This is a genomic window from uncultured Pseudoteredinibacter sp., assembly GCF_947502065.1.
In the GTDB taxonomy this organism is placed as follows: domain Bacteria; phylum Pseudomonadota; class Gammaproteobacteria; order Pseudomonadales; family Cellvibrionaceae; genus Pseudoteredinibacter.
This window is the reverse complement of the sequence record NZ_CANMYE010000003.1, coordinates 111,387-136,338: the sequence shown is the minus strand read 5'-3', so window position 1 is coordinate 136,338 and position 24,952 is coordinate 111,387. Positions and strand designations below refer to the sequence as shown.

General features: G+C 47.5%; 22 protein-coding genes. 17 read left to right on the top strand and 5 right to left on the bottom strand.

Going from position 1 to position 24,952, the window contains the following annotated elements:
- Nucleotides 1-36 precede the first annotated feature (36 nt).
- The 13 genes from flhF to Q1A41_RS10210 all read left to right on the top strand — a co-directional run bounded on the left by flhF (nt 37) and on the right by Q1A41_RS10210 (nt 13,164).
- Complete coding sequence (gene flhF, locus Q1A41_RS10270; protein WP_299978148.1) at nt 37-1,638, top strand: flagellar biosynthesis protein FlhF; 1,602 nt, start codon at nt 37-39, stop codon at nt 1,636-1,638.
- A gap of 124 nt (nt 1,639-1,762) precedes the next feature.
- Entirely contained in the window at nt 1,763-2,590 is an 828-nt protein-coding gene (locus Q1A41_RS10265; RefSeq protein ID WP_299978145.1) for a MinD/ParA family protein, read from the top strand.
- Between the two features lie 26 nt (nt 2,591-2,616).
- Nucleotides 2,617-3,345 (top strand): RNA polymerase sigma factor FliA, encoded by a 729-nt coding sequence (locus tag Q1A41_RS10260; protein WP_299978903.1) that lies wholly within the window; start codon nt 2,617-2,619, stop codon nt 3,343-3,345.
- A 377-nt stretch (nt 3,346-3,722) separates the two neighbouring features.
- On the top strand, nt 3,723-4,109 hold the full coding sequence (gene cheY / locus Q1A41_RS10255) for a chemotaxis response regulator CheY (RefSeq protein ID WP_299774312.1): 387 nt from the start codon (nt 3,723-3,725) through the stop codon (nt 4,107-4,109).
- Nucleotides 4,110-4,130: 21 nt separating this feature from the next.
- Complete coding sequence (locus Q1A41_RS10250) at nt 4,131-4,928, top strand: protein phosphatase CheZ (protein WP_299978142.1); 798 nt, start codon at nt 4,131-4,133, stop codon at nt 4,926-4,928.
- A gap of 10 nt (nt 4,929-4,938) precedes the next feature.
- Entirely contained in the window at nt 4,939-7,065 is a 2,127-nt protein-coding gene (locus Q1A41_RS10245; RefSeq protein ID WP_299978139.1) for a chemotaxis protein CheA, read from the top strand.
- Nucleotides 7,066-7,217: 152 nt separating this feature from the next.
- On the top strand, nt 7,218-8,273 hold the full coding sequence (locus tag Q1A41_RS10240; protein WP_299978136.1) for a chemotaxis response regulator protein-glutamate methylesterase: 1,056 nt from the start codon (nt 7,218-7,220) through the stop codon (nt 8,271-8,273).
- Nucleotides 8,273-9,019: a flagellar motor protein gene (locus Q1A41_RS10235; RefSeq protein ID WP_299978133.1), complete on the top strand. Its 747-nt coding sequence runs from the start codon at nt 8,273-8,275 to the stop codon at nt 9,017-9,019. The genes Q1A41_RS10240 and Q1A41_RS10235 overlap by 1 nt, the downstream gene beginning before the upstream one ends.
- 20 nt (nt 9,020-9,039) lie before the next feature.
- Nucleotides 9,040-10,029 carry a flagellar motor protein MotB gene (locus Q1A41_RS10230; RefSeq protein ID WP_299978131.1) on the top strand — a complete coding sequence of 330 codons (990 nt, stop codon included), beginning with the start codon at nt 9,040-9,042 and terminating at the stop codon, nt 10,027-10,029.
- Between the two features lie 245 nt (nt 10,030-10,274).
- A complete protein-coding gene (locus Q1A41_RS10225) occupies nt 10,275-11,129 on the top strand; it encodes a ParA family protein (protein WP_299978128.1) in 855 nt (284 codons plus the stop codon).
- Nucleotides 11,130-11,322: 193 nt separating this feature from the next.
- Nucleotides 11,323-11,820, top strand: a complete 498-nt coding sequence (locus tag Q1A41_RS10220) for a chemotaxis protein CheW (protein ID WP_299978125.1) — start codon at nt 11,323-11,325, stop codon at nt 11,818-11,820.
- Nucleotides 11,821-11,863: 43 nt separating this feature from the next.
- Nucleotides 11,864-12,643, top strand: a complete 780-nt coding sequence (locus Q1A41_RS10215) for a DUF2802 domain-containing protein (protein ID WP_299978122.1) — start codon at nt 11,864-11,866, stop codon at nt 12,641-12,643.
- A 56-nt stretch (nt 12,644-12,699) separates the two neighbouring features.
- Nucleotides 12,700-13,164, top strand: coding sequence for a hypothetical protein (locus tag Q1A41_RS10210; RefSeq protein WP_299978120.1), 465 nt, complete (start codon nt 12,700-12,702; stop codon nt 13,162-13,164).
- A gap of 178 nt (nt 13,165-13,342) precedes the next feature.
- Here the strand turns inward: Q1A41_RS10210 and Q1A41_RS10205 are convergent, their stop codons facing one another.
- From Q1A41_RS10205 to ubiG, 3 genes are read right to left on the bottom strand one after another with little or no spacing between them, the layout of a single operon-like run.
- The gene (locus Q1A41_RS10205) at nt 13,343-14,128 is read right to left on the bottom strand and encodes a YciK family oxidoreductase (RefSeq protein WP_299978118.1); all 786 of its coding nucleotides are present in this window, start codon (nt 14,126-14,128) and stop codon (nt 13,343-13,345) included.
- 50 nt (nt 14,129-14,178) lie between these two features.
- Nucleotides 14,179-14,844: an HAD-IA family hydrolase gene (locus Q1A41_RS10200; protein ID WP_299978115.1), complete on the bottom strand. Its 666-nt coding sequence runs from the start codon at nt 14,842-14,844 to the stop codon at nt 14,179-14,181.
- 10 nt (nt 14,845-14,854) lie between these two features.
- Nucleotides 14,855-15,571 carry a bifunctional 2-polyprenyl-6-hydroxyphenol methylase/3-demethylubiquinol 3-O-methyltransferase UbiG gene (gene ubiG / locus Q1A41_RS10195; protein WP_299978112.1) on the bottom strand — a complete coding sequence of 239 codons (717 nt, stop codon included), beginning with the start codon at nt 15,569-15,571 and terminating at the stop codon, nt 14,855-14,857.
- 148 nt (nt 15,572-15,719) lie between these two features.
- On the opposite strand from ubiG, the gene Q1A41_RS10190 reads away from it, so the two are divergent.
- Together Q1A41_RS10190 and Q1A41_RS10185 are read left to right on the top strand one after the other, a co-directional pair.
- The gene (locus Q1A41_RS10190) at nt 15,720-17,087 is read left to right on the top strand and encodes a DUF11 domain-containing protein (protein ID WP_299978109.1); all 1,368 of its coding nucleotides are present in this window, start codon (nt 15,720-15,722) and stop codon (nt 17,085-17,087) included.
- Between the two features lie 399 nt (nt 17,088-17,486).
- Complete coding sequence (locus Q1A41_RS10185; RefSeq protein ID WP_299978106.1) at nt 17,487-18,845, top strand: hypothetical protein; 1,359 nt, start codon at nt 17,487-17,489, stop codon at nt 18,843-18,845.
- A gap of 14 nt (nt 18,846-18,859) precedes the next feature.
- On the opposite strand, the gene Q1A41_RS10180 is transcribed toward Q1A41_RS10185, so the two are convergent.
- Together Q1A41_RS10180 and Q1A41_RS10175 are read right to left on the bottom strand one after the other, a co-directional pair.
- Nucleotides 18,860-20,179 carry a TRZ/ATZ family hydrolase gene (locus Q1A41_RS10180; RefSeq protein WP_299978104.1) on the bottom strand — a complete coding sequence of 440 codons (1,320 nt, stop codon included), beginning with the start codon at nt 20,177-20,179 and terminating at the stop codon, nt 18,860-18,862.
- A 91-nt stretch (nt 20,180-20,270) separates the two neighbouring features.
- Nucleotides 20,271-20,594 carry a hypothetical protein gene (locus tag Q1A41_RS10175; RefSeq protein WP_299978101.1) on the bottom strand — a complete coding sequence of 108 codons (324 nt, stop codon included), beginning with the start codon at nt 20,592-20,594 and terminating at the stop codon, nt 20,271-20,273.
- 377 nt (nt 20,595-20,971) lie between these two features.
- Here Q1A41_RS10175 and gyrA point away from each other — a divergent pair, with 377 nt between their 5' ends.
- Nucleotides 20,972-23,545: a DNA gyrase subunit A gene (gene gyrA, locus Q1A41_RS10170; RefSeq protein WP_299978098.1), complete on the top strand. Its 2,574-nt coding sequence runs from the start codon at nt 20,972-20,974 to the stop codon at nt 23,543-23,545.
- A gap of 264 nt (nt 23,546-23,809) precedes the next feature.
- Nucleotides 23,810-24,937, top strand: coding sequence for a prephenate dehydratase (gene pheA / locus Q1A41_RS10165; RefSeq protein WP_299978095.1), 1,128 nt, complete (start codon nt 23,810-23,812; stop codon nt 24,935-24,937).
- Nucleotides 24,938-24,952 lie beyond the last annotated feature (15 nt).

Sequence of the window (24,952 nt, the reverse complement as noted above, 5' to 3'; positions counted from 1 at the left end):
CGTTGCTTCATTTAGCTGGGTGAGTAGGAGAGTACAATGCAAGTAAAGCGTTTTGTCGCGGCTGATATGAGACGTGCTTTGGAGCTAGTGCGCCATGAATTGGGGCCAGATGCTGTAATTCTTTCCAATCACCGTAATGAAAAGGGCGTGGAGGTAATGGCTTCGCTGGAGTTACCACAAAAGCCAGCGGCGACTCCGACCAAACATCTACAGGATTCTCCGGCCGCTAATTACGATCTGCCTATGGCCAGTGATCAAGCTTGGCAGCAACAAATGAATGCACAGCAGCTGGCGCAGGAAATGACTGGCGCAAGCATGATGAATGAACAGCCACCTATGCGAGGCCAAGCTTCCGGTAAAACCCAAGAAGAATTGGCCCAAGAGGTTGCATCGGCGCGCGATAAAATGTTGGCCGCAAGGCAGCGAGCCGAAACTCCGACAGTTGGAGCAGTAGGAAACCAGCGCCCGCAGCTTAAAGCTCAGCCAGCTTTTACACCATCCAATGCGGTGGCCGCCGCGCCAACGATGAACCCAGCTAATAATGTCCCGGCTGATGTTGCCGCACATTGGCAGGGCGGCAATGTGGCCCCAGCAATGCCTCAACCGCAACTGCAGGTTGATCAATATCCACAGCACAGCAATGTTCCTCACTCACAGGCTAGAGTAGATCATCGTGCTATGCAGAGTGATTTAAGGGCGCCTTCACACCCAGCTCCCATCCAACCTCAAGCGATGGATGTTGATGACAAAATGAAGTTATTGATGTCCGAGCTGTCGGATATGCGTAGCTTGTTAGAAGAACAAATAGCCCAAACGACTCACCAAAGTGGCGTTAAAAACCCCGTTGAAGATGCGGTTCGCGCTCGCTTAGAAAAATTAGGTTTGAGTCAAGGTGTGAGTAAACAACTGCTCAATCGATTGAGCCCTGGGCAAAGTATTTCAGATAGCTGGAACGAAGCGCTATCACATTTAACACAGTCTATTCCGGTGCTACCTAAAGACATTACAGAGCAGGGCGGTGTTTTTGCCTTTGTTGGTCCAACGGGGGTGGGCAAAACCACTACTGTTGGAAAATTGGCGGCGCGCTATGTTATGAAGCATGGCCCGGAGCAAGTGGCATTAATTACCACCGACACTTATCGCATTGCCGCACATGATCAGCTGCGCGCTTTAGGGGCAATCTTAAAAGTGCCCGTTAAAGTTGTCGAAGAAGATGAAAGCCTTAAGGATGTTATCGATAGCTTTAAGCAGCGCTCCTTGGTGCTGATTGATACAGCGGGCTTTCGACATGGTGATCCTATGCTGCACCAGCAGCTTGCTTTGGTGCAGCAGCACAGAGCAGTGCGTAGCTATTTGGTGATGGCGGCAAATAGTCAGTGGCAAATGTTAAAAGCATCTGCACACGCCTACGCCGGACGTGGATTGAGCGGTGCGGTACTGAGTAAGCTAGATGAAACAACAGGTTTGGGTGAAGCATTAAGTGTAGTAATCGAACATGATTTACCGCTTGCTTATAGCACTGATGGGCAGAACATTCCCCAGGACATTGCTGTTGCCAGAAGCCAGCATTTGATTTCGACGGCATTGGAGCTTTCCCAAATGGATTCTCGACAGCTTAAGCAGTCGGCGGAATTTTAATCAACAAAATACTGGCTTCGGAAAACTTTAATTTTTTTGGCCAAACGGCAGGATAAATGGAAATAGCCATCTATACTTAATGAGTTATTCCATATTCCCGCTAGATACAGGAGCGAATTATCCCATGAGTTATGGTCGACCGGTTCAAGTGATTGCAGTGACCGGAGGTAAAGGTGGGGTTGGAAAGAGTAATATCTCTGTTAACCTAAGCATTGCCTTAGCCGAGCTGCATCGCCGGGTAGTACTTCTTGATGCCGACTTGGGATTGGCGAATGTGGACGTACTATTGGGTTTGAAAGCTCAATATAATTTATCTGATGTACTGTCAGGTGAACGTCGCCTGCCAGAGATAATGGTCCCAGGCCCAAGTGGTGTAGACATTGTACCTGCCGCCTCTGGCGTGCAGCAGATGGCCACACTGGGTGATCAAGAGCACGCCGCATTAATCAGAGCCTTCAGTGATATTGCCGATAATCTCGATGTCTTAGTGGTAGATACCGCTGCGGGCATATCAGATTCGGTAGTAAGCTTTGTGCGCGCTGCTAATGAGATTCTAGTGGTAGTCTGTGATGAACCATCGTCCATCACGGACGCCTATGCCCTAATCAAATTAATGAATACCGAATATGGCACCTTCCGATTTAGAGTGGTTGCGAACATGACCCGCAGCAACCAGGAAGGCAGTAAACTATTTGCAAAATTAAACGCAGTTTGCCAGCGCTTTTTGGATGTTTCCCTGCAGTACATTGGGCATATCCCCTTTGATGAAAATGTTCGTAAAGCGGTACAGAAGCAAACGCCTATCTTAGAGTATGCGCCTAGATCGAAGGCAGCGCAGGCAATTCGAACTTTGGCACAAAAAGTGGATGAACTTCCTCTGCCCAATAACCCAAGAGGGCACTTGGAGTTCTTCGTTGAAAGGCTGCTCAATGTGGCAAACTCAGGATTTTAGAGATGGCAGTATCCGATAGCTTGGCAATGTACGGCCAGACACAGACACCGAGTGTCAATATTCGTGTAGAGGATTATGCGACTTTAGTTAAGCGTATTGCGCACCATATGATGGTTAGGATGCCAGCTTGTGTGCAAGTGGAAGACCTGATCCAGGCGGGCATGATTGGGCTGCTAGAAGCTTCTCAAAAATACGATGCTTCTCGAGGCGCAAGTTTTGAAACTTACGCAGGAATTCGCATACGTGGTGCAATTGTTGATGAAATGCGTAAAGGCGATTGGGTGCCAAGATCTGTGCACCGTAATAATCGAAGGATTTCTGATGCAATCAATACGGTAGAGTCTCGTGAAGGGCGTGATGCTTCAGACCAAGAGATTGCCGCTGAGTTAGACATGACGCTCGACGAGTATTACAGCGTTCTAAAAGATAATGCCAGTAGTCGTCTATTCAGTTTTGAAGAAGCCTTTGGTGGTGAAGATACTCGCATGAGTAGCGAGCAAACCAGCATGGCGTTTATTGCACCACATGACAATATGCAGCGTGAGGGATTGAAAGAATCGCTTGCTAAGGCAATTGCAGAATTACCAGAAAGAGAGCGAATGATATTGGCGCTATATTATGACGAAGAGCTCAATCTAAAGGAGATTGGTCAAATTATTGGTGTCAGTGAATCTAGGGTTAGCCAAATACACAGCCAAGCTACAGCAAGGCTGCGATCTAAACTCGGTGACTGGCAGAAAAACGGCGCTAAATAACAGCGCCGTTTTTTTTAAGGCTATGTGTCATAAAACCGTCCGCTAAATGCTACATAAGCTACTTTAAAAACCCCGCAAAAACTAATTCCTTTCCTTACTAAGGCAGATATAAAGCATAAATACCTCCTCGTTTTTATGTGAATTTTCCACAATCTGCCTAAATAAAGTGCTATTTAATTTAATTTCTAAAGAAATTCCAAATACGACCAATATAAGTATTTGAGTGAGCGTGGATTGTGCAGATATCCGCATCTTAACTCGAGGTAATAAATTCGTATAAATATCGGACGCAACTGCGCAGATCGAGAATTACCAACTATCATCAAATATATATTCACCGTTAGATGAGCCCGCTTTTGGGCTGCCTGGAGGCTACATTGGATACCGATATGAAAATCCTAATTGTTGATGACTTTTCAACAATGCGTCGGATTATCAAAAACCTATTGCGTGATTTGGGGTTCAACAATACCCAAGAAGCTGATGATGGCATGACTGCCTTGCCAATGCTAAAAGCAGGGGGCATCGACTTTTTGGTTACAGACTGGAATATGCCGGGTATGACGGGCATTGATCTTCTGAAAGCTGTACGTGCTGATGACAATCTTAAGAGTTTGCCAGTGCTTATGGTTACTGCAGAGGCCAAACGTGAGCAAATTGTAGAAGCTGCACAAGCAGGGGTTAACGGTTATGTTGTTAAACCTTTCACAGCGGCCGTTCTTAAGGAAAAGATCGATAAGATCTTTGAACGGGTCAATGGCTAAGCAATACGCTGAGGACAGTCTATGAATACCCAATACATTTCCGGCCAATCAGACAGCTTTACTTGCGAATTACGTGAGTGTGCGAAGCTGCTCATTGAAAAGCTGGAATCAGATCAGATGGAAGAAGCTGGTCAATTGATACATGCGTTAATGGATGCGCGTGATCGACACTTGTTTACATCAGTGGGCCGCCTAACACGCGGTCTACATAACGCCATCGTAAATTTCCATGTTGATGAGCAGTCTAATAATCAGCCGGCGCCTCTAGAGGGCACTGAAATCCAGGATGCTTCGGACCGTTTGCATTATGTCATTAAGATGACTCAGCAAGCTGCCGATAAAACCATGGATAGAGTTGAAGCAACCGCTCCGGTGGCTGATCGCTTAGGTCGAGAAGCTGCTGAATTACGATCAGATTGGATGCGAATTAAAAGCCGAGAAATGTCGGCGCAAGAATTTAATAAGCTTTACCCCAGAATGGATATGTTTCTGAGTCGCATGAGTGATGATGCGAACCTGATTAATTCTAACCTCCAGGGAATTATGATGGAACAGGAGTATCAGGATCTCACTGGCCAAGTGCTGAATCGTGTCATGGCACTGATCAGTGATTTGGAAAGTGATTTGGTAGAGCTGATCAAGGTAGCTTCTCAAGTTGAAGATATCACTGGAATTATTCCAGATGAAAATGCCCCAGCCGCAGTTGAGGCGAAGGCAGGCGAAGAGTTGAGTGGACCACAGATCAATCCCGAGCAGACAGATGGTGTTGTTAGTAGTCAGGATGAAGTTGACGACCTACTGTCCAGCCTTGGATTCTAAGAGGTGAGATATGAGCTTTGGGGACGACGAAGAAATACTCCAGGATTTTCTTGTAGAAGCTGGTGAAATTTTAGAGCTACTTTCTGAACAATTAGTTGATTTGGAAAATAGCCCTGAAGATACAGATTTACTAAATGCAATTTTCCGTGGCTTTCACACCGTAAAAGGTGGGGCCGGGTTCTTACAGATTGATGCCATGGTAGAGTGCTGCCATGTAACTGAAAATCTGTTTGATATTCTGCGCAACGGAAAGCGTAAAGTGTCACCGGCATTAATGGATGTGGTGCTGCAAGCGCTGGATATGGTCAATCAGCAATTTGCCGAGTTGAGTGCGGGGCAAACCCCAAGTTCTGCTAGCCCTGAGCTGTTAGAAGAACTAGGTAAACTTGCCACTCCTGAAGCTGAAGGTGAAAGTGCAGCTGAAGCGCCAGCAGAGGCTGCGCCGACAGCCGTTGAAAGCCCAGAGCCTGTTGTGCAAGAGCCGGTAGCGGCTGCTGGTGATGAAATTACCGAGGCGGAATTCGATGCTTTACTCGATGAGTTGGATGGCGCTAAAGCCAAACCTGACGCTGGCGGTAATGTCGATGAGATAATCAATTCTGATAATCCAGAAATTACCGATGCTGAATTTGAAGCTCTGCTGGATGGTTTGCATGGTGCCGCACCTCAGCCGGCTGCTGCAGCTTCAGCCCCAGCTGCTGAATCCAAAGCCGCCGTAGCAACGAACAAAAGCGGCGATGAAATATCAGACGCTGAGTTTGATGCATTATTGGATGATTTGCATGGTAAGGGGCAAGGCCCAACCGCGCAAACCGAAGCGAAAGCCGCTGCGCCCGAGCCGAAGGTGAGCAAGATTGAACCGGCCAAGGCAAGCCCTAAAAAGCCTGAGCCGAAAGAAGCCGCCAAACCAGCTGCCAAAGCCAATGTGACTAATATCGCTAACGCTAAGAAAGCCAATTCTGGTCAAAATGCACCCGCTTCGGGTGAGGCTTCAGTTCGAGTTGATACTCAGCGTTTAGATGAAATCATGAATATGGTGGGCGAGCTGGTTTTAGTTCGCAATCGGCTGGTTCGAATTGGCGGAAAGTCTCAAGATGAAGCCTTGTCTAAAGCTGTCGCTAACCTAGATGTAGTAACTGCAGATTTGCAATCTTCGGTGATGAAGACGCGCATGCAGCCCATTAAGAAAGTCTTCGGTCGATTCCCTCGCGTAGTGCGAGATTTGGCTAGAAACTTAGGCAAAGAAATCAAACTAGAACTGGTTGGTGAAGATACTGACTTAGATAAAAATCTAGTTGAGGCCTTGGCTGATCCACTGGTTCACTTGGTTCGAAATGCAGTCGATCACGGCATCGAATCACCTGATAAACGTGAAGCCTCAGGAAAAAGCCGAGTGGGTACTGTGACACTGGCTGCGGAACAAGAAGGTGACCATATCCTATTGTCCATCACTGATGATGGTGGCGGTATGGATCCAGATGCATTGCGCAAAAAAGCAGTCGAAAAAGGGCTTTATGATGAAGATTCCGCTGCGCGATTAACAGATGAAGAAGCATTTAATCTCATCTTTGCACCAGGTTTTTCTACCAAGGTAGAGATCTCAGATGTATCTGGTCGAGGGGTGGGCATGGACGTGGTTAAAACCAAGATCTCCCAGCTTAATGGCTCGGTAGATATTAAGTCACGCCTAGGTGAAGGCACCAGCTTAGTTATTAAGGTTCCGCTAACCTTGGCGATCATGCCTACCTTAATGGTTATGCTTGGTGATCAGACCTTTGCTCTGCCATTAATGAGTGTTAATGAAATCTTCCAGATGGATTTAACCAAAACCAATATTGTGGATTCGCAAGAATGCGTCACCATTCGTGATAAAGCGGTACCGCTGTTTTACCTGAAAAAGTGGCTAGTTGAAGATGAGGTTGATCCTTTAGCTGAATCCCATGTCGTTATTGTCAGTGTGGGCACCGATAGAGTGGGATTTGTTGTGGATCGATTGATTGGCCAGGAAGAGGTGGTTATTAAACCACTTGGTCAGATGCTACAAGGAACACCAGGAATGGCCGGTGCAACTATTACCGGTGATGGCACCATGGCGCTTATCCTAGATGTGCCAGCCATGTTGAAACGCTATGCCTAAAAAATGATTGCCAGTCTCGCTGGCAATTATTTTTCTGTCGAATGATATAGAGAGCCAAGTCTGCCTCTGCCAACAGCTGTTCAAGGCGTTTAAGTGCTTTGCTAGCAGTTGCTACTTGGATTGATTGGGTCTGCTATAAGAGGAAGGGCGTAATGTCCGTTAAAGTACTAATTGTCGACGACTCTTTGTTTTTTCAAAACCGTTTGAAGGAAATGATCGGTTCTCACTCCGATATTGAAGTTGTGGCTGTGGCTAATGACGGTAAAGAGGCAGTAGCAAAAGCCGCTGAATTAAAACCGGATGTCATAACCATGGACTACGAGATGCCTGAAATGGACGGCGTCACAGCGGTACGTGAAATTATGGCGAATAATCCCATTCCCATTATCATGTTTTCTTCTCTAACCTATGAGGGAGCCCAGGTTACACTGGATGCCTTATCGGCTGGTGCTGTTGATTTTATGGCGAAGAACTTTGCTGAGTTTTCCCGCGATTCAAAGAAATTGAGTACTACATTGCAAGATCGCATTTTGGCAGTGGCAATGCGTGGCGATACCGCCGTTGCAAGTGCAGCTCCAGCGACAGGCTTTAGTACGTCGGATAGTGCTTTTAAAAAGACTTTAACGAGTCATGCCCCAGCGCAAAAGCCTGCAGTTATAGTTATTGGTGCCTCGACCGGTGGCCCGGTAGCGTTGACAGAAGTGTTGTCAGCTTTGCCCGCAGATTTTTCTATTCCCATTGTTTTAGTACAACATATGCCAGCTAATTTCACGATGGCATTCGCTGAGCGACTGGATAGGGAGTGCCAGATCAAAGTTCGCCATGCTGAGCACGGCGAAAATATGGAGCCTGGCACAGCGTATCTTGCCCCAGGTGGCAAACAGCTGTTGTTTAATAAATCAAACCCACTTAAGTTGGATGTGATCGATGGCGATGCTTCGATCAGTTACAAACCATCGGTAGATTTAACCTTTACTTCGGCTTCAGAGGCATTTGCTAGCCGATCTTTTGGTGTTGTGCTCACAGGCATGGGGAGCGATGGTTGCGAAGGTGCTAGGGCGATTAAAAATCGCGGCGGCATTATATGGAGCCAAGACGAAGCTAGCTCTGTAATTTATGGTATGCCGATGGCAGTTGCTAGGGCAAACTTGAGTGACCACGTATTACCATTGCATCAGTTTGCTTCGCAGTTATCAGAGGTTAGCTAATGGATTTATTGACTCTCATCGGGCTTGCCATAGGTACGGCAGCATTGCTCGGAGGGAACTTTCTTGAAGGCGGTAGCCTTCAGTCATTGCTCAATGGCCCTGCCGCCTTGATTGTGTTGGGTGGTACCATAGGCGCCGCCGTATTACAGACCCCCCAAGATAACCTCAAGCGCGCAATTCGCCTAGGTAAAAGAATTTTTATAGCCGACTCCCCGGAGTTTGATAGTGGTATTAAGCAGGTTGTTAATTGGGCCGTAGTGGCTAGGCGCGATGGTTTGCTAGGTTTAGAGCCGCTGGCCGATAAAGAAAAGAATCGATTTGCCCGTAAAGCTTTGCTACTGCTCATCGATGGCAGTAATACCCAATCGATACGACAAACTTTAGAAATAGACCTGATTGCGCAAGAGCAGCGTGATCAAAATGCCGCAGGATTTTATGAGTCAATGGGTGGCTATGCACCAACGATAGGTATTATTGGTGCGGTTATCGGCTTGATCCATGTAATGCAAAACCTGTCTGACCCAAATCAGTTGGGCCCAGGGATTGCGGTTGCTTTTGTGGCTACCATCTATGGGGTAGCCTTTGCTAATCTGTTTCTATTACCTATAGCAAGTAAGCTTAAGCAGTCGGTTAATGCCGACTCCCTTTTTAAAGAGTTGATTATCGAAGGTATTGTCGCCATTGCCGAGGGTGAAAACCCTCGTAGTATCGAGCTTAAACTGCAAGGATTTTTGCCGCGCAATTAAAAGCGCGTATAGGTGTTGATATGCGACGCAGGCAAGTGGGTATCGAAGTAAAACACGAGCGTTGGATGGTTTCCTACGCGGACTTTATCACTTTGTTATTTGCATTTTTTGTTGTGATGTATTCTATTTCACAGCTTAACGAAGCGAAGTATAAAGAACTATCGACCAGCCTAAATGCGATATTTACCTCACCTCCACGTAATCCCGATCCAATAGCATTAGAGTCTGCAGGCGAATCAATTGTCGCCAGTGAAAATATAGCCTCGAACCCAGCAAGTACTAGCCCTTCTTTAGTGGCCGATTTAAGCCAAATGGAAAGTGAGCTGAACAGCGAATTCGCGGACTTAATCAATGATGAACTTATAGAGTTGGACAGCAATGAACTGTGGTTAGAGTTAAAACTGAATTCGAACGTATTGTTTGCCAGCGCAAGTGCCAATCCGTCTGATGCGGCAAAATCACTGTTTGAACAGCTATCGATGAAGTTGCGTGGCTATGAAAACCAAATTCAAGTAGAAGGTTATACAGATAATCAAGCGATTAGCTCTTCTCGTTATGAAAGTAATTGGGAGTTATCCTCAGCTCGTGCTGCTGCAATTGTAAAATTAATGATCAGCTACGGTGTGCGACCACAGCGTCTATCGGCGGTCGGCTATGGAGAGTTCCAGCCGATCGCGGATAATAATACTGTTGAAGGGCGACAGCAAAATAGACGCGTTGTACTGATGATTTCGCGTCGCCCCCCCCAAAGAATTACCGTTAATGCTCGCACAGCCATGGAGATGGCCAGTCAAGATGGAAAAACTTTCTTAAGCCAAAGTGAGCTCAATAGAGCGGCAAGCCGTGCATCGGCGATCGCCGAGATTAGGCAAATGGCTGAGCAACGATTATTGAGGGAACTCGAAGCTGAAGCGGCCGCACAAGCGCAGGAGCAAAATTTGCCGCCTCTGATTCTTCAGCCACAATCTACCGAAGAGGGCATTCTTTATAGCAATGACGACGTTCAATAAATTGTATTTTTGCCCTTGAGCCATCGCTCTACATTGTTGCCCCGTCCCTAATCAACCATCTGTCTTCACATTCACTCGAATTTAAAACATTGGTACAGCCCTTGCTCTTATGCCTAGGTAATCCACGACGTATTTCCCGAATAGGGTGTTAGGTGGTTAATAGGTGGTCAAAGGGCAAGCTTTGGCCTATAGGGTGAAATGCAGGCGGCAAGTCATTACCGTCGTGGCAATGAGAGGATTCAATCATGCAAGTTTGGACCGTGGCCAACCAAAAAGGTGGCGTAGGAAAAACAACCAGTGCAGTAACTTTGGGCGGCTATGCCGCTCAGGCGGGAAAACGCGTATTGCTGGTGGACTTAGATGCACAGGGCTCAATGAGTTGCTATTTTGGGCTTAAACCCCAATCGCTTCGGCAGTCATCGGCGGAGTTAATGAATCATGAAGGGCCGATTAGCCGAGAGCTAATCAAAGATATTGTGGTTGAGCTTCCCTATGAGGGCTTGAGCTTACTGCCATCTTCCCCCAGCTTGATTACTTTGGAGCGAACGTCGCAGAACAAACGTGGCTTTGGTTTGATTTTAGGCCAGGTTCTCAGTTTACTAGAAGAGGACTTTGATCTGGTGTTGATCGATTGCCCACCAGCTTTAGGCGTATTGATGATCAATGCATTGGTAGCAAGTACGCGATTGATTATACCTGTGCAGGCCGAGTTTCTATCATTACAAGGCTTCGCTCGAATGCAGCAGACCGTTGATATGGTGCAGCATTCGCTTGATACCGTAATTGATAGGGTAGTGGTGCCAACCATGGTGGATCGTCGCACCCAAGCCTGCCAACAAACGGTAAGGTCTCTACGCAATGAGTTTCCTGTTGATCTTTGGCCTGGCCATATCCCTATTGATACTAAGCTTCGAGACGCGAGTCGTTTGGGCGTGCCAGCCAATTTGTATCAACCTGCGGCCAAAGGTGTGCAGGCTTACGGTGCTCTGTTTCGCTACCTAGAACAGCGTATTTCTAGTCAGCGTAGCGTGAGTAGTGAGGATGAGTTGTACGCTAGCGCTGATAATGCCACAAAAGCTTATTGGGCTGAGGCTGTATAAATCTGAGTTCCCGCCGATAACCCCCTTGGGTGGTCGTTTAATGTTCCGACCAAGGGGTGTACTTTTTACAGTTTACTCCTGGCACAGAACCTGCAAACGACTATATTTAAAAACAGGTGCGTGAATTTTTTGACGCGAAATAATGCCTGTCAGGCCCATAGTGGTTAAAAATCGTATTGAGGGAGTCGAAATTATGTCGGCCAATGCCATTGATGAGAATGTAAATGATGATCCTACCTTGCAATGGGTGACCTTTAAGCTCGCCGGTGAGGTATATGGAATCAACGTTATGCAGGTGCAGGAAGTGCTGCGCTATACTGAAATAGCGCCTGTTCCTGGAGCTGCTGAGTATGTTTTAGGGATTATCAATTTGCGCGGTAACGTCGTCACCGTTATTGATACCCGTGAGCGTTTTAATCTTGAATCTACCGATATTACCGACAATACACGTATTGTGATTGTTGAAGCCGATGGTCACGTAGTGGGTATTTTGGTGGATTCGGTAGCCGAGGTAGTTTATCTGCGCCAATCCGAAATCGAGATAACTCCGAATGTCGGTAACGATGAAAGTTCCAAGTACATTCAGGGGGTTTGTCATAAAAATGACGAGCTACTCATTTTGGTTGATCTAGATAAGTTGCTTACTGAGGAAGAGTGGGCAGAACTCAACAATGAAGAGGTGGCGGTATAGGCCCGGCGCCATACTCGACACCGCTAGCAATGAGGCATTTAATATGTTCGCAGCAATGTTGCATCCTACCGTCTATATAGGTATTGGCTTAGCATTGGGAGTATTCCTTCTGTGCGTCAGCTATTGGCGTCAAAACCGTCAAATTCAAAGACAGCTTCAGGATTTGCAGCATGCTCGACAAGAGCTTAAATCTATCAATGCGAGTAATATTGGCCTGGGTCGCAGAATCAAGTCTTTAGAGGCTGACGGCGGCCCACGCCTAAATCTAGTTGAGCCTAGTCAGTTTGCCCAAGCCGAACAGCCCGTTGAAGAATATGGCCATGAGCAGCAATCGGTTGTCTCTGAAACACCCGACACGGTGGTGGCAAAGGATCTAAGAGAACTGCAGGCCCAGCAGCAAAGCTTACTGGCCAGTCTGGCCGCTCTTGAACAAGAATCTGGCTTAAGTAAAGCGGCGTTGCCTGAACACAGTGCAGTGTCAGAGCAGTTTATTCACAACGAACCGTCTTTTGTTGACGATCACGCTGAGCCTAGTTTTCAAGACAGCTTAAGCGCGCAGTTGCAAGAGAAGGCATTGTCCGAGCAGCATTTTGAACAGCCGACCTTAGAGTCAGCAGAAGCTGAAGAGGTGCTGCAAGCGCCCTACAGCTATGAAGATGAGCCAGAGCCTGACTTGGAACAGACACCTTATACGCGAGCTTCATCAATGTTAGATGAAGGTCTTGATCTGGACGAAATCGAGCGTCAAAGCGGCTTGTCTAAAGCCGAGATAAAACTGATGGCAACCATGCATAAAAATATGAGTAAATTTGCTTTAGCCTAAGGGCCTTGCGGCCGATAACCCTATTATCATCTATATTCGGGTAATAGGGAGTCCATATGTCTCGTCATATTCTGCTACTGCTTAGTAGCTTCTATCTCACGGCTTGCACCGTGGTAGATTTATCCAAAGATGTACAGTATTCCACAGCGACTCAGCCAGTGTCGGCTCAGGCCTTGCGAGATATACGTCCAGGCAAAACCAATAGTCGTTGGCTGTTAAATAATATTGGCTTGGCGAGCGAAGTAGAGGCTTATGGCGAGAGAAAATCAATCTGGCGCTATGATCTCAATGAGATTCGTCGCTCGCGCACTAAAGTTGCTCTGCTTTATAGTAATCACGAGCGTATCAAAAGCCGTTGCCAGTTATCGCTGCTTTTAGTTGACGACATCGTCAGCGCTATGTGGAGTGGAAATTCGGCAGAAACCATGGCTAGGGTATCCGAATCTTTTAAGTTAAGTATGAGCGGTGCAGCCCAAGATATGCCAATGTGTGAGAGCTTTAGTTATATCCAGGCTGATTAGCTCAGTGTTGAGCTGTCAGCAATATGTCCAAGCGCGGCGTACTTTTGAGCTTGGCGTTGACTGAAATTATCGGCCGCTGTCAACAATTGCGGTTTTAGATTTAGTGAGTGTAAGCTCTTGAGTTGCCTGCCGAATCATTTCTGATAAGGCAGGGGCGTGAATCTGGCTGATAAGAATATTATTTAGGTTGCGCATCAATAGAGATGCCATTTAAAGCTTCACTTTTCGGGCTTAGCAGGTAAAGGTAACTCGGCATTATTTCGGCGGCGGTTTTTAAGGTCGCTGGATTCTCACTCGGGTAAGCAGAGGCCCTCATTTGAGTTCGTGTCGCGCCTGGATTGATGCAGTTGACCCGTACTTTATTAATGCCATCCATTTCATCGGCAAAAACTTGCACCATATTTTCTACGGCCGCCTTGCTGATGGCATAGGCTCCCCAGTATGCGCGACCTTTGCGGCCAACAGATGAGCTGGTAAAGACGACGCTTGCCGCGCTGGATTTTTCAAGCAAAGGTAATAGTGCCTTTGTCATCATAAATCCGGCGGTGACATTTACTTGCATCAATTTCTGCCAAGTATCGATCTCATAATTGCTTAAGGGGGTTTGTGGGCCAAGTTGCGCGGCATTGTGCAGCAGGCCATCTAGACGGCCGAATTCTGCGTCTATTGCATCGGCCATGTCGTTGTAATCTTTTTCAACAGCACCTTCAAGATTAATAGGAAATATTGCCGCTTGTGGATGGCCGGCCGCTTCAATTTCATCATAAACCTGTTCGAGCTTTGGAATAGTGCGGCCTAATAGGATCACTGTTGCACCGTGAGCAGCACAGCTTAACGCCGCTACTTTTCCGATTCCGTCTCCGGCGCCAGTGATGGCAATGACTTTATCTTTTAAAGCATCCCCAGAGGCAATAAATGCAGCTGCTGTTAGGCTTAATTCTTGGGGTGATTGTGTTTGATCCATAGTTATCTCAGTGCTACTACTCATTGTGTGTTGAGTAAGGTTGGGATTAGTTAAATGAGTTCTCTAATGATTGGCCAGATGTCTCGGGCTGATTGAATGGTGTAATCAGCATTCCAGTCCTCAGCGCTTTCGCCTACTGGGACATAGCCATAGGCGGCTGCGATTGTGGGCATGCCGGCCCTCTTGCCGCTTTCTATATCGCGTTCATGGTCGCCAATATAAATCGCTTCTTCCACAGAGCAGCCAATATATTCACAGGCAATCAGTAATGAATCAGGAGCCGGCTTTGCATTGGGAACTTGATCGGGTGATAAAACAATTGCTGGGCTTGGATCCAGAGGCAGTTGTTCCATTAATAGACGAGTGTAATATTCAGGCTTATTAGTGGATATGCCCCAGGCAATATTGTGTTCGCCTAGTTTGTTTAGCAGCTCATTGATTCCTTCGAATGGTCGGCTATCAATGGCGAGTTGTTGTTCGTATAGCTTTAGCAGGCGTTCACGAATCGCTTCTACCTGCTCGTCTCCAGCGTTCAAATTGTAAGCCAGTTGTACAAGTGCTCTTGATCCGGCCGAAACGGTTGCCCGGATACTCTCATCAGAAATTGCTGGACGTTTATCCTCCGCTAATAACTGATTGACCACACGAATGAAGTCTGGGGCCGTATCAATCAAGGTGCCGTCTAAATCGAATAGCACAGCTTTTAGTTTTGACATAACGATTTTCTTAAGCAGGTTTTCGTGCGTGAACCAGATAGTTTACATCAACGTCATTTGGGTTGATCTTATAACGTTTTAGTAAAGGGTTGTAAGTCATGCCGCTTAGGTCAACAAGCTCAAGCCCGGCTGCCCGCAAGCCGCTGGCCAATTCAGAAGGGCGAATAAATTTACTGTACTCATGGGTGCCTTTGGGTAACCAGCGCAATAGGTATTCAGCGCCTACAATAGCTAGGGCGTAAGCTTTTGGGCTGCGGTTTATTGTGGAAAAGAATAAATCACCACCGGGCTTACACAGTTTTGCACAAGCAGCAATTACAGATGCAGGGTCTGGCACATGTTCAAGCATTTCCAGGCAGCTTACGACATCATATTGCTCGGCTTCTTGCTCAGCTAACTCTTCGGCGGTACAGCGGCGGTAATTGACCTCGACACCAGATTCTAAGCTGTGGAGTTTGGCAACTTGCAGTGGGGCTTCCCCCATATCAATTCCGCTGACAATGGCGCCACGTTGCGCCATCGCTTCGCTTAAAATTCCACCACCACAGCCCACATCTAAGTAATTTTTAGCGGCGACTTTAGCTCGTTCATCTATATAGTTTGCTCGCAGTGGATTGATATCATGTAGCGGCTTGAATTCGCCTTCTCGGTCCCACCAGCGGCTGGCAAGGGCTTCGAATTTGGCGACCTCGGCGTGATCGACGTTGGCGGAGGCAGAAGAGCTCATGGATTGTGCAACCTTACTCAAGTAAATTTCAGGAATTATAACACCGCCTTGGGCATGCTGGGGTAATTAGCGCTCGCTTATATTTTGCTTTTGTTCAGCTCCTGCCTGTAAAATCGCGCGCAAATCAATTGGTGAGTAGGAAGTGCTCATGTTTTATCACCGCCTTTGTCATATCGCAGTCTCTGTAGCGGCTGTATTTTTGTCCTCTTTTGCCGCCGGGCAAGCAACACAATTTGCAGTCTGCCCAAGCCCTTTTTACCTGAGTCAAGGTAGTCGAGATAGTATCCAGCTCTTTAGTGGTAACCCGGATGCTTCGGGAGGGGTGGCATTTACTGAAGTAGATGCGCCGCAGGCGCCAAAGCTAGATTACAATGCAATTGCCTTTAGAGAATCTGACCGTTTTATGTACGGTTTGCGCTCAAATTCAAGCTCGGCCGTTACTGGCCCGGATGCCCATTTAATTCGCATTGGTGCTAATGCTGAGATTGAGGACTTGGGTGCTATAGCGGGTATGCCCGACGCCTTTTACCTAGCTGGCGATATGTCTCCAACGGGAGAATATTACGTCCTTTCTGCTACCGCTAGAAGTACTCTCGTGACATTAGATTTGGGAGCGGGGCCTGTTTCTGGTGCGGCAACCACGGTGACTACGGTAGGATTAAATGACGGTGCTGGCGGGCCTCTAGAAATCAATAGTGGTGATATCGCTTTTGCTGATGGCCGCTTGTGGGGGCTGCACTTGTCCGGCAGTGGACAGTGGTATCTAGCTGAAATTAATGTGACAACAGGTGAGATAACCCTCGCGCCCAACCCAACAGGAATCAGCAACCCCTTTGGTGCGCTTTGGGGTACACCTGATGCAGTATATGGCAATGCCAATGATGGGGCGGGGTTTTTCTATTTTGATTTAAACACCGGTAAAGCGACACAGATTGCAACATCTAATGGTGCTGCGCGAAATGATGCCGCGCGCTGTGTTTCTAATCGACCGATCTTTCCAGCCGACATCGCGATCACTAAAGATAATGGTCAGAGTGAATATACCCCAGAGCAAACGGTGGTTTATACCATTGATGTGAGTAATCAGGGCTTGTTTGGTGCAGTGGGGGTGCAAGTGGAAGACCCTTTGCCAGCCAATGTTAACTCCGCAACTTGGACTTGTACGTCGCAAATTGGCGATGGGGTCTGTCGAGCAGCAAGCGGAAGTGGCGCTATTAACGCGATTGTAGACTTGCCAGCAGGTTCCAGTGTGCGTTTTGAGTTAAGCTTTACCTTAGATCCAGGTTTTAGTGGAGATTTGGTCAATACTGTAACGGCAACCTTGCCAAACAATGCCGGGGCTCCTTTACAGGCCCAAGACAGCGACACGAGCAATAATAGCGCGACTGACCGTGATAGTTCGCCAGCGGGGCCGCAAGCGGTGCCTGTTCCTATGTGGGTGATTGCGATACAGGGCTTATTTTTGCTGCTACTTGGCGTAAGAAAACTTAAGCCCGGTCGTTTTCGCGGCCAATAGAATGATCGCAGTTTTGTAAGGACGGGTTTCGGCCTCTATCGCTAGCAGTGTTACGCACTGTTATGCGGTATAGGCTTTATTTACATTCTTTTCGGCTGCTTATATTCAATAGCGCCAACCCTTAAGCACTCTATTTTCGAGCGTTTGTTAGCTTTAATTTCCGCACTTTGCCAAAAGTCATTTTTATCAGTAACGGTATTTTGGTCTTGTATCCATCGAAGTAACTATTTTCAAATTATAAAAATTAGTTCTAGCGCGGGATCAACTTTACATTGATGGCCGACTAAGATGCGAGCCTTTAGCCGTGCTTGTAAGTGATATTCGAAGTGCTTGCTTTTCGCCAGCGCTCAACGACTTCTCCTTCTCGCACCCACATTAGCTTGCAGTTCGGACTGTGGTATGAAGTCTTTCCATTCCTTGATGGCTTTCTCTGTTTTATGTTTTACCGTTTCAGTAAAAGCGGCACCCATCTCTTTTGGCAGTTGCCCAAATGGTTTTTTCTTAAGCCAGGGGGATAGGGATGCCATAAGGCTTTTTCAGGGTGAGCCAGATGCTAGCCCTGCCGTAGCCTTTACAGAAGTAGCTGCGCCGCAGGCAGCGATGCAGGATTACAACGCGTTAGCCTTTAGGGAAGGTGATGGTTTTCTATATGGCTTGCAATCGGTAACCAGCTCGGCATTACCACCGGGCTCAAATGCGCGCCTGTTGCGCATTGGTGCCAATGCTGAGGTGGAAGATCTGGGGGCAATAGATGATATGCCTGATGACTTTTATCTTGCTGGAGATATGTTTCCTGATGGTCGATATTTTGTTTTGTCCGCGACAGCACGAACTACCCTAGTTGCAATTGACCTGGGGCCCGAGCCTTTTGCTGGGGCAAGTGCTACGGCGACAAGAATTTCAATGCACGATGGCAGTGGAAGCCCGAGAGAAATTAATAGCGGTGATATTGCCGTAGCGGGAGGGAAGCTGTGGGGTTTGCATCGCAACGCGCTCAATGAATGGTATTTGGCCGAGGTTGATACGCTGAGCGGAGAGGTTCGCTTAGCCGCTGCGCCTACTGGCCTGGATGTAAAGTTTGGTGCTCTGTGGGGATCGCCAAACGCACTGTATGGAAAAGCCAATGATGGAGCCGGCTTCTATCGTTTTGACTTGGATACAGGCGCGGCCACCCGGGTGGCTGATTCTGCTGGAGCCGCCTTTAATGATGGTGCGAGTTGTTCAAGTAGGCCGCCAATATTTGGCCCTGATGTGGCCGTCAGTATAGATAATGGCCAAACAGAATACCGCCGTGGACAAACGCTCAGTTATACAATAGAGCTGCGTAATCAGGGAATTTCAGCGGCCAATAATGTTTCTGTTTCGGCGCTACTCCCTTCAGCTATTAGTGCGCTTAGCTGGCAATGCGGGGCGCAGCAGTTGGGTGCTGTTTGCCGTCAGGCGAGCGGGGTGGGGGCTTTTTCAACAGAAATTGATTTGCCGGTTTCTGCGAGTTTGCAGTTTGAATTGAGCTTTACACTTGCTGCCGATTTTAGTGGAGATTTATTGGTATCTGCTGAAGCAAATTTACCGCTGCAGCCATTGAGTACGATTCAAAATGAGGATAGCGATTTAAGTAATAATCGCGCTGCGGATAACGATGTGCGGGCATTGCTCGCGATGAGTGCTAGAGCTGTTCCCAGCGTGCCGATGCCTCATTGGCTAATGTTTGTAGCAATGTTGATGCTACTAGCGAGCCGTGGTTTACGGGCTCGCTAGTGTGGCTTCATGTATTAATCGGCACTGATTTTACTTTGCCACTCTATGGCATTGTCACGTAGTGCTTGTTCATCAATGGTTTGCAACAACCCTGCAGCTAATAGGCGCTCGCCTGAAACCCACACATCGCTGACTTGGTGACTGCAATTGGTGTAAACCAAGTAGCTTACAGGGTCATACATGGGTAGGGCATTTAGGGCGCTCAGCTCAACAGTGGTAATGTCGGCGGCTTTGCCAACTTCAAGGCTCCCTGTGTAGCTGTCAATATTTAATGCTTTGGCGCCATCAATCGTGGCCATGGCTAAGCTGTCCATCGCGTTTAGGGCGCTGGCGTTGTTATCTACAGCTTTGGCGAGCATCGAGGCGGTGCGCATTTCACTGAGCATATCCAAATCGTTATTGCTGGCGGCACCATCTGTACCGAGAGAAACATTAACACCGGCTTGGCGCAGCTTCTCTGTTGGGCAAAAACCGCTGGCAAGTTTTAAGTTGGATTCGGGGCAGTGCACCACATGGCTCTTGCTGGCTTGTAAAATACTGATGTCTTCATCACTAACGGCAGTCATGTGGACACACTGGGTACGCTCATTCATAACGCCCAATGACTGTAAGCGCTCGGTGGGGCGCTGGCCATATTGCTCAATCGAGTCATCAACTTCTTTTTGGGTTTCTTGCAGGTGAACCATGATGCCACATTGGTATTTGGCTTCTTGTTTGGCAATCTCAGAGAACGCTTCATTGCTGACCGTATAAGGAGCATGCGGTCCGAAGCCTATATTCACCAAGGCGTGTTCTTGATACTGCTCGATTAGCTTACAGCTTTTGGCAATGGTTTCTTCAGGGCCGCTGCCCCAAGCGGTTGGAAAATTCAAGATTGGGCTATATAAGCTTCCACGCATGCCGACTTCCGCGCAAACCTCAGCAACAGCTTCAGGGAAAAAGTAGTTGTCGCTAAAGGCGGTGGTACCACCGCGGATCATTTCGGCCATTGCTAGTCGAGCGCCATCGGCCACAAACTCGTGACTCACAAACTTACCTTCTGCCGGCCAGATGTGATCATTTAGCCAGTCGTGCAGCGGGTAGTCGTCGGCATAGCCCCGTAAAAGGCTCATAGCTAAGTGGCCGTGGGTATTTACCAGGCCTGGAAGGGCAATGTGTTGCTCAAGTTTTATACATTCATTGGCTTGATATAAATCTTCGGCCTCACTATTTGGCACGATGGCGGTAATTTTGCCGTCTTTAACAGCAATGCTGTGGTGCTCAAGTACGCGACGCTTGCTATCCATAGTGATTAGCCAGCGACATTGAATAAGGGTATCAATCGGCTGTGACATAAAAAGTGGTCGACCTCGTTGTTGTAAGTATATGCTTAGGGAGCCTCTGATTAAGTCCCGCCCGCCTCTGGCGATCAGAGCAGTGCGGCAGCTAGGCAATGAATACAGGTGGGCCGGTTGCCCGGCGAAACTCATTAATTCCACTGCTACATTGCTCTGAACGCCCCGAAGGGCGGGCACTAAAGCGGCCATCTACTTTGTCAGCCAGCTTGCAAAGGACCCGGCCATTCACTGCACTGTCTTTCGCGTAGCTGGCCGCTTTATTGCCCGCAGAGAACTGACGGGACTTATTCAGAGGCTCCCTAGGTCGAGCGCTAAAAGTTAGGCTCGTTGTATATAGCTTCATTATAGGGTGTTCTTGCAGCGAAGGTGGGCTGCGAGTTTGTATGGCGATTTTATGCCATTTGAGGGCCATTATACGCCCCTTATGGGCGTAGAATTATGTCAATTTTATCAAATCTTTAGGGATTCCTTTGGAAATGACCTTGAGCGCCCCACAAATGCCCCAAGTGCATGATTTTATGGTAAGATTTACGGCTTTATGTGCCTGCCAAATGACACGCCGCTAAAGGGGCTTAAATGCTCCATAAATTGGGGGTGGCGATTAAGTGCAAATGGCAGGTAAATACTAAGCCAGGCAGTGTTTGCTTAATTTTTAAGCGTTTCACATTTCGGCGTGAATCTATGTCGAATGGAAAAGGTTTAAAGCCCAAGCAAAGACTGACCACAAGAGTGGCCGTACTCCCGCAGTCGGGCATGACAAGATAGGCATAATAAGGAAAGCGATCGTTTATGGGCGATTTGGCAAAAGATATATCACCGATCAATATTGAAGACGAACTGAAGCAGTCCTATTTGGACTACGCCATGAGCGTTATCGTTGGGCGAGCACTGCCCGATGTGCGTGATGGCTTAAAGCCGGTACACCGCCGCGTGCTGTTCGCCATGAATGAATTGGGCAATGATTGGAATAAGCCCTACAAAAAGTCGGCTCGTGTAGTCGGTGACGTTATCGGTAAATATCACCCGCATGGTGATTCTGCTGTTTACGACACTATTGTTCGTATGGCTCAGCCCTTTTCTTTGCGCTATATGCTGGTAGATGGCCAGGGTAACTTTGGCTCGATTGACGGTGATGGCGCGGCGGCTATGCGTTATACCGAAATCCGCATGCAGAAGATGTCCCATGATCTGCTGGCCGATCTCGATAAAGAAACTGTCGACTACGTACCTAACTACGACGATACCGAATTAATTCCCGAGGTTTTGCCAACTCGTGTTCCTAATCTATTAGTGAACGGCTCATCCGGTATTGCAGTGGGCATGGCGACCAATATTCCTCCCCATAACCTTACCGAAGTGGTAAATGGTTGTTTGGCATTGATCGACAATCCTGAAATTAATGTCGATGAACTGATGGAAATCATCCCTGGACCAGATTTCCCAACCGCCGGCATTATTAATGGCCGTGCTGGTATTGTTCAGGCATACCGCACGGGTCGTGGTCGCATTTATGTGCGCGCCAAAGCCGAGGTTATCCATAACGAGAAAACCAATCGCGACACTATTATTGTTCACGAGATCCCCTACCAAGTGAATAAGGCGCGTTTGATTGAGAAAATTGCTGAGCTGGTAAAAGACAAGAAGATCGAAGGTATTGCCAGTGACGGCCTTCGTGATGAATCGGATAAAGACGGTCTGCGCGTTGTTATTGAAATGAAGCGTGGTGAATCCGGTGAAGTCTTGCTGAATAACTTATACGCACAGACACAATTGCAGTCGGTATTCGGCATTAATATTGTTGCTCTAGTCGATGGTCAGCCACGCGTATTAAACCTTAAGCAGATGTTGGAGTATTTTGTACTGCATCGTCGCGAGGTCGTTACCCGTCGTACCGTTTATTTATTGCGTAAAGCGCGTGAGCGTGGCCATATCTTGGAAGGTTTGGCGGTAGCTATTGCCAATATCGATCCTGTCATTGAGTTGATTAAATCCTCACCTTCACCCGCTGAAGCGAAGCAGGGATTGATGGCTCGTGGCTGGGAAACTAACGAAATTGGCGACTTTATCGAACGTTTAGAGCAGGGCGCTTGTAAGCCTGAAGGCCTAGGCCCTGAGTTTGGTTTGCGTGATGGTAAATACTATTTATCAGAAGCTCAGGCTCAAGCTATCTTGGAATTGCGCCTACACCGTTTAACCGGTATGGAGCACGACAAGCTGCTGGCTGAATATAAAGAGCGTTTAGAGCAGATTGCTGAGTTCCTAGAAATTCTAGGCAGTTCTACCCGCTTGATGGAAGTGATTCGCGAAGAATTACAAGAGGTTGTTTCTAATTATGGTGATGAGCGTCGTACTGCGATTCAGCATTCCCAAGAAGATCTCACCGTTGAAGATTTGATTGCCGAAGAAGATCGCGTTGTGACGATTTCTCACGGTGGCTATGCCAAGACGCAGCCGCTGACGGATTATCAAGCTCAGCGCCGTGGTGGCATGGGTAAGGCCGCGACATCGGTTAAAGACGAAGATTTTGTTGAGCATCTCTTGATTGCTAGCACCCACGATACCATTTTGTGCTTTACCAATGCCGGTAAAGTGTATTGGCTGAAGGTTTATCAAATTCCTGTGGCGGGCCGTCAATCACGTGGTCGCCCAATGGTGAATTTATTACCGCTTGAAGATGATGAGCGTATTACGTCGATTCTGCCGGTTAAAGAATACGATGAAGATCACTTTATCTTTATGGCCACAGCCAATGGTACCGTGAAGAAAACCTCTCTTATGCAATTCTCACGTCCACGTAGCTCGGGCTTGATTGCGATCGACTTGGAAGAGGGTAATGAGCTAGTCGGCACCGCGATTACTGAAGGCAGCAATGATGTGCTATTGCTATCTTCTGCGGGTAAAGCGGCGCGCTTTAAAGAATCTGATGTTCGTGCGATGGGACGTACCTCTCGAGGTGTTCGCGGTATTCGCTTGCAAGAAGGCCAAACTGTTATTTCCATGGTAATTCCGCAAGATGATGGTCGTGTAATGACCTTGAGTGAAAACGGCTACGGTAAGCAGACTAAGGTTGATGACTTCCCAACTAAAGGTCGTGGCACCCAAGGTGTGATCGCTATGCAGGTTACTGAGCGTAATGGTCCTTTAGTGGGCGGTGTTCAGGTGTTCGAAGGTGATGAGATTATGTTGATCTCTGATCAGGGTACCTTGGTTCGCACTCGCACTGATGAAGTTTCAGTTATGAGCCGTAACACCCAGGGTGTGCGTATGATCAAACTGAAAGAAGGTGAGCACCTGATCGGAGTAGAGCGCATCGAAGAATCTGATGCTGAAGACGAAGAGGAGTCTGGCGCTGAAGAAGAATAGGGAATTGGGCCCAGTGGCCCAGCTCTCGCTGCAAAATAAAAAGCCCGACAGTGAAGACTGATCGGGCTATTTAAATTCTATGGCCTGTTATTTGTAAATCATTAAAGTGATTTTCAGTGTAGTCGTAGAATGAATAGCTTGATCATAGAAGGTAAAGATAGAACGTACTTAAAGAAAGAATAGATAGAAATATAGAAAGCAAAACCCATAGAAATCACGGCTTAAGCAACACGGTTTTGGCCGCACAATAGCAAAGTAAATATCATGTCAGAGCAAGAAAATAACCCCGCTAATGAAGCCCAGCTAAGTCAGCTGCGCGATGAAATCGATCGTATCGATAATGAAATTTGTCAGCTTATCAGCGACCGTGCGCGCTGTGCTCAAAATGTTGCCGATGTTAAAAAGGCGGCGTTAGAAGCGTCTGGGAGCAGCGAGTCTGTAGTTTATTATCGTCCAGAGCGTGAAGCCAAAGTGTTGCGCAAAGCGATGGCGATGAATAATGGCCCGCTTGATGATGAAGAAATGGCGCGCTTGTTTCGCGAGATCATGTCAGCTTGTTTGGCCTTAGAAGAGCCTACAAAGGTTGCTTATCTTGGCCCGGAGGGAACTTTTACCCAGCAGGCGGCTTTAAAGCATTTTGGTCACTCTGCAGTGGCCATGCCATTTTCGGCCATTGATGAAGTATTCCGTGAAGTTGAAGCGGGCGCGGTCAACTATGGTGTTGTTCCCGTTGAGAACTCTACCGAAGGCGTTGTAAATCATACCCTTGATAACTTTATGGGCTCGAATCTGCAGATTTGTGGTGAGGTTGAGCTACGTATTCACCAGCATCTATTGGTTTCGGATGTCACCAAAACTGATAGCATTACGCGCATATACTCCCACTCGCAATCTTTGGCGCAGTGTCGCAAATGGTTAGATGCCCATTACCCAAATGCGGAGCGTATTGCGGTTAGCAGTAATGCCGATGCCGCGAAGCGTTTAAAAGGTGAGTGGAATGCTGCGGCTATTGCTGGCCAGATGGCTGCCGACTTGTACGACTTAAAAGTACACGCAGAAAAAATCGAAGATCAGCCAGACAATTCTACCCGTTTCTTAATTATCGGTACTCAAAAAGTACTGGCGAGCGGTAAAGACAAAACTTCGGTTGTTGTGGCTATGCGCAACGAGCCAGGTGCATTGCATGATTTGCTGCAACCATTTCATATTTACGGTATCGATTTAACCCGCGTCGAAACTCGCCCTGCGGCATCTGGCACTTGGAACTATGTGTTCTTTATCGATTTTTCCGGTCATGTTGAAGATGCTGTAGTGAAAAAAGCCTTGGATGAAGTTGGTGCAAAAGCCGCTGATCTTCGTGTACTTGGTTCATACCCTGAAGCGGTATTGTAAGAGCATTCAGTAAAG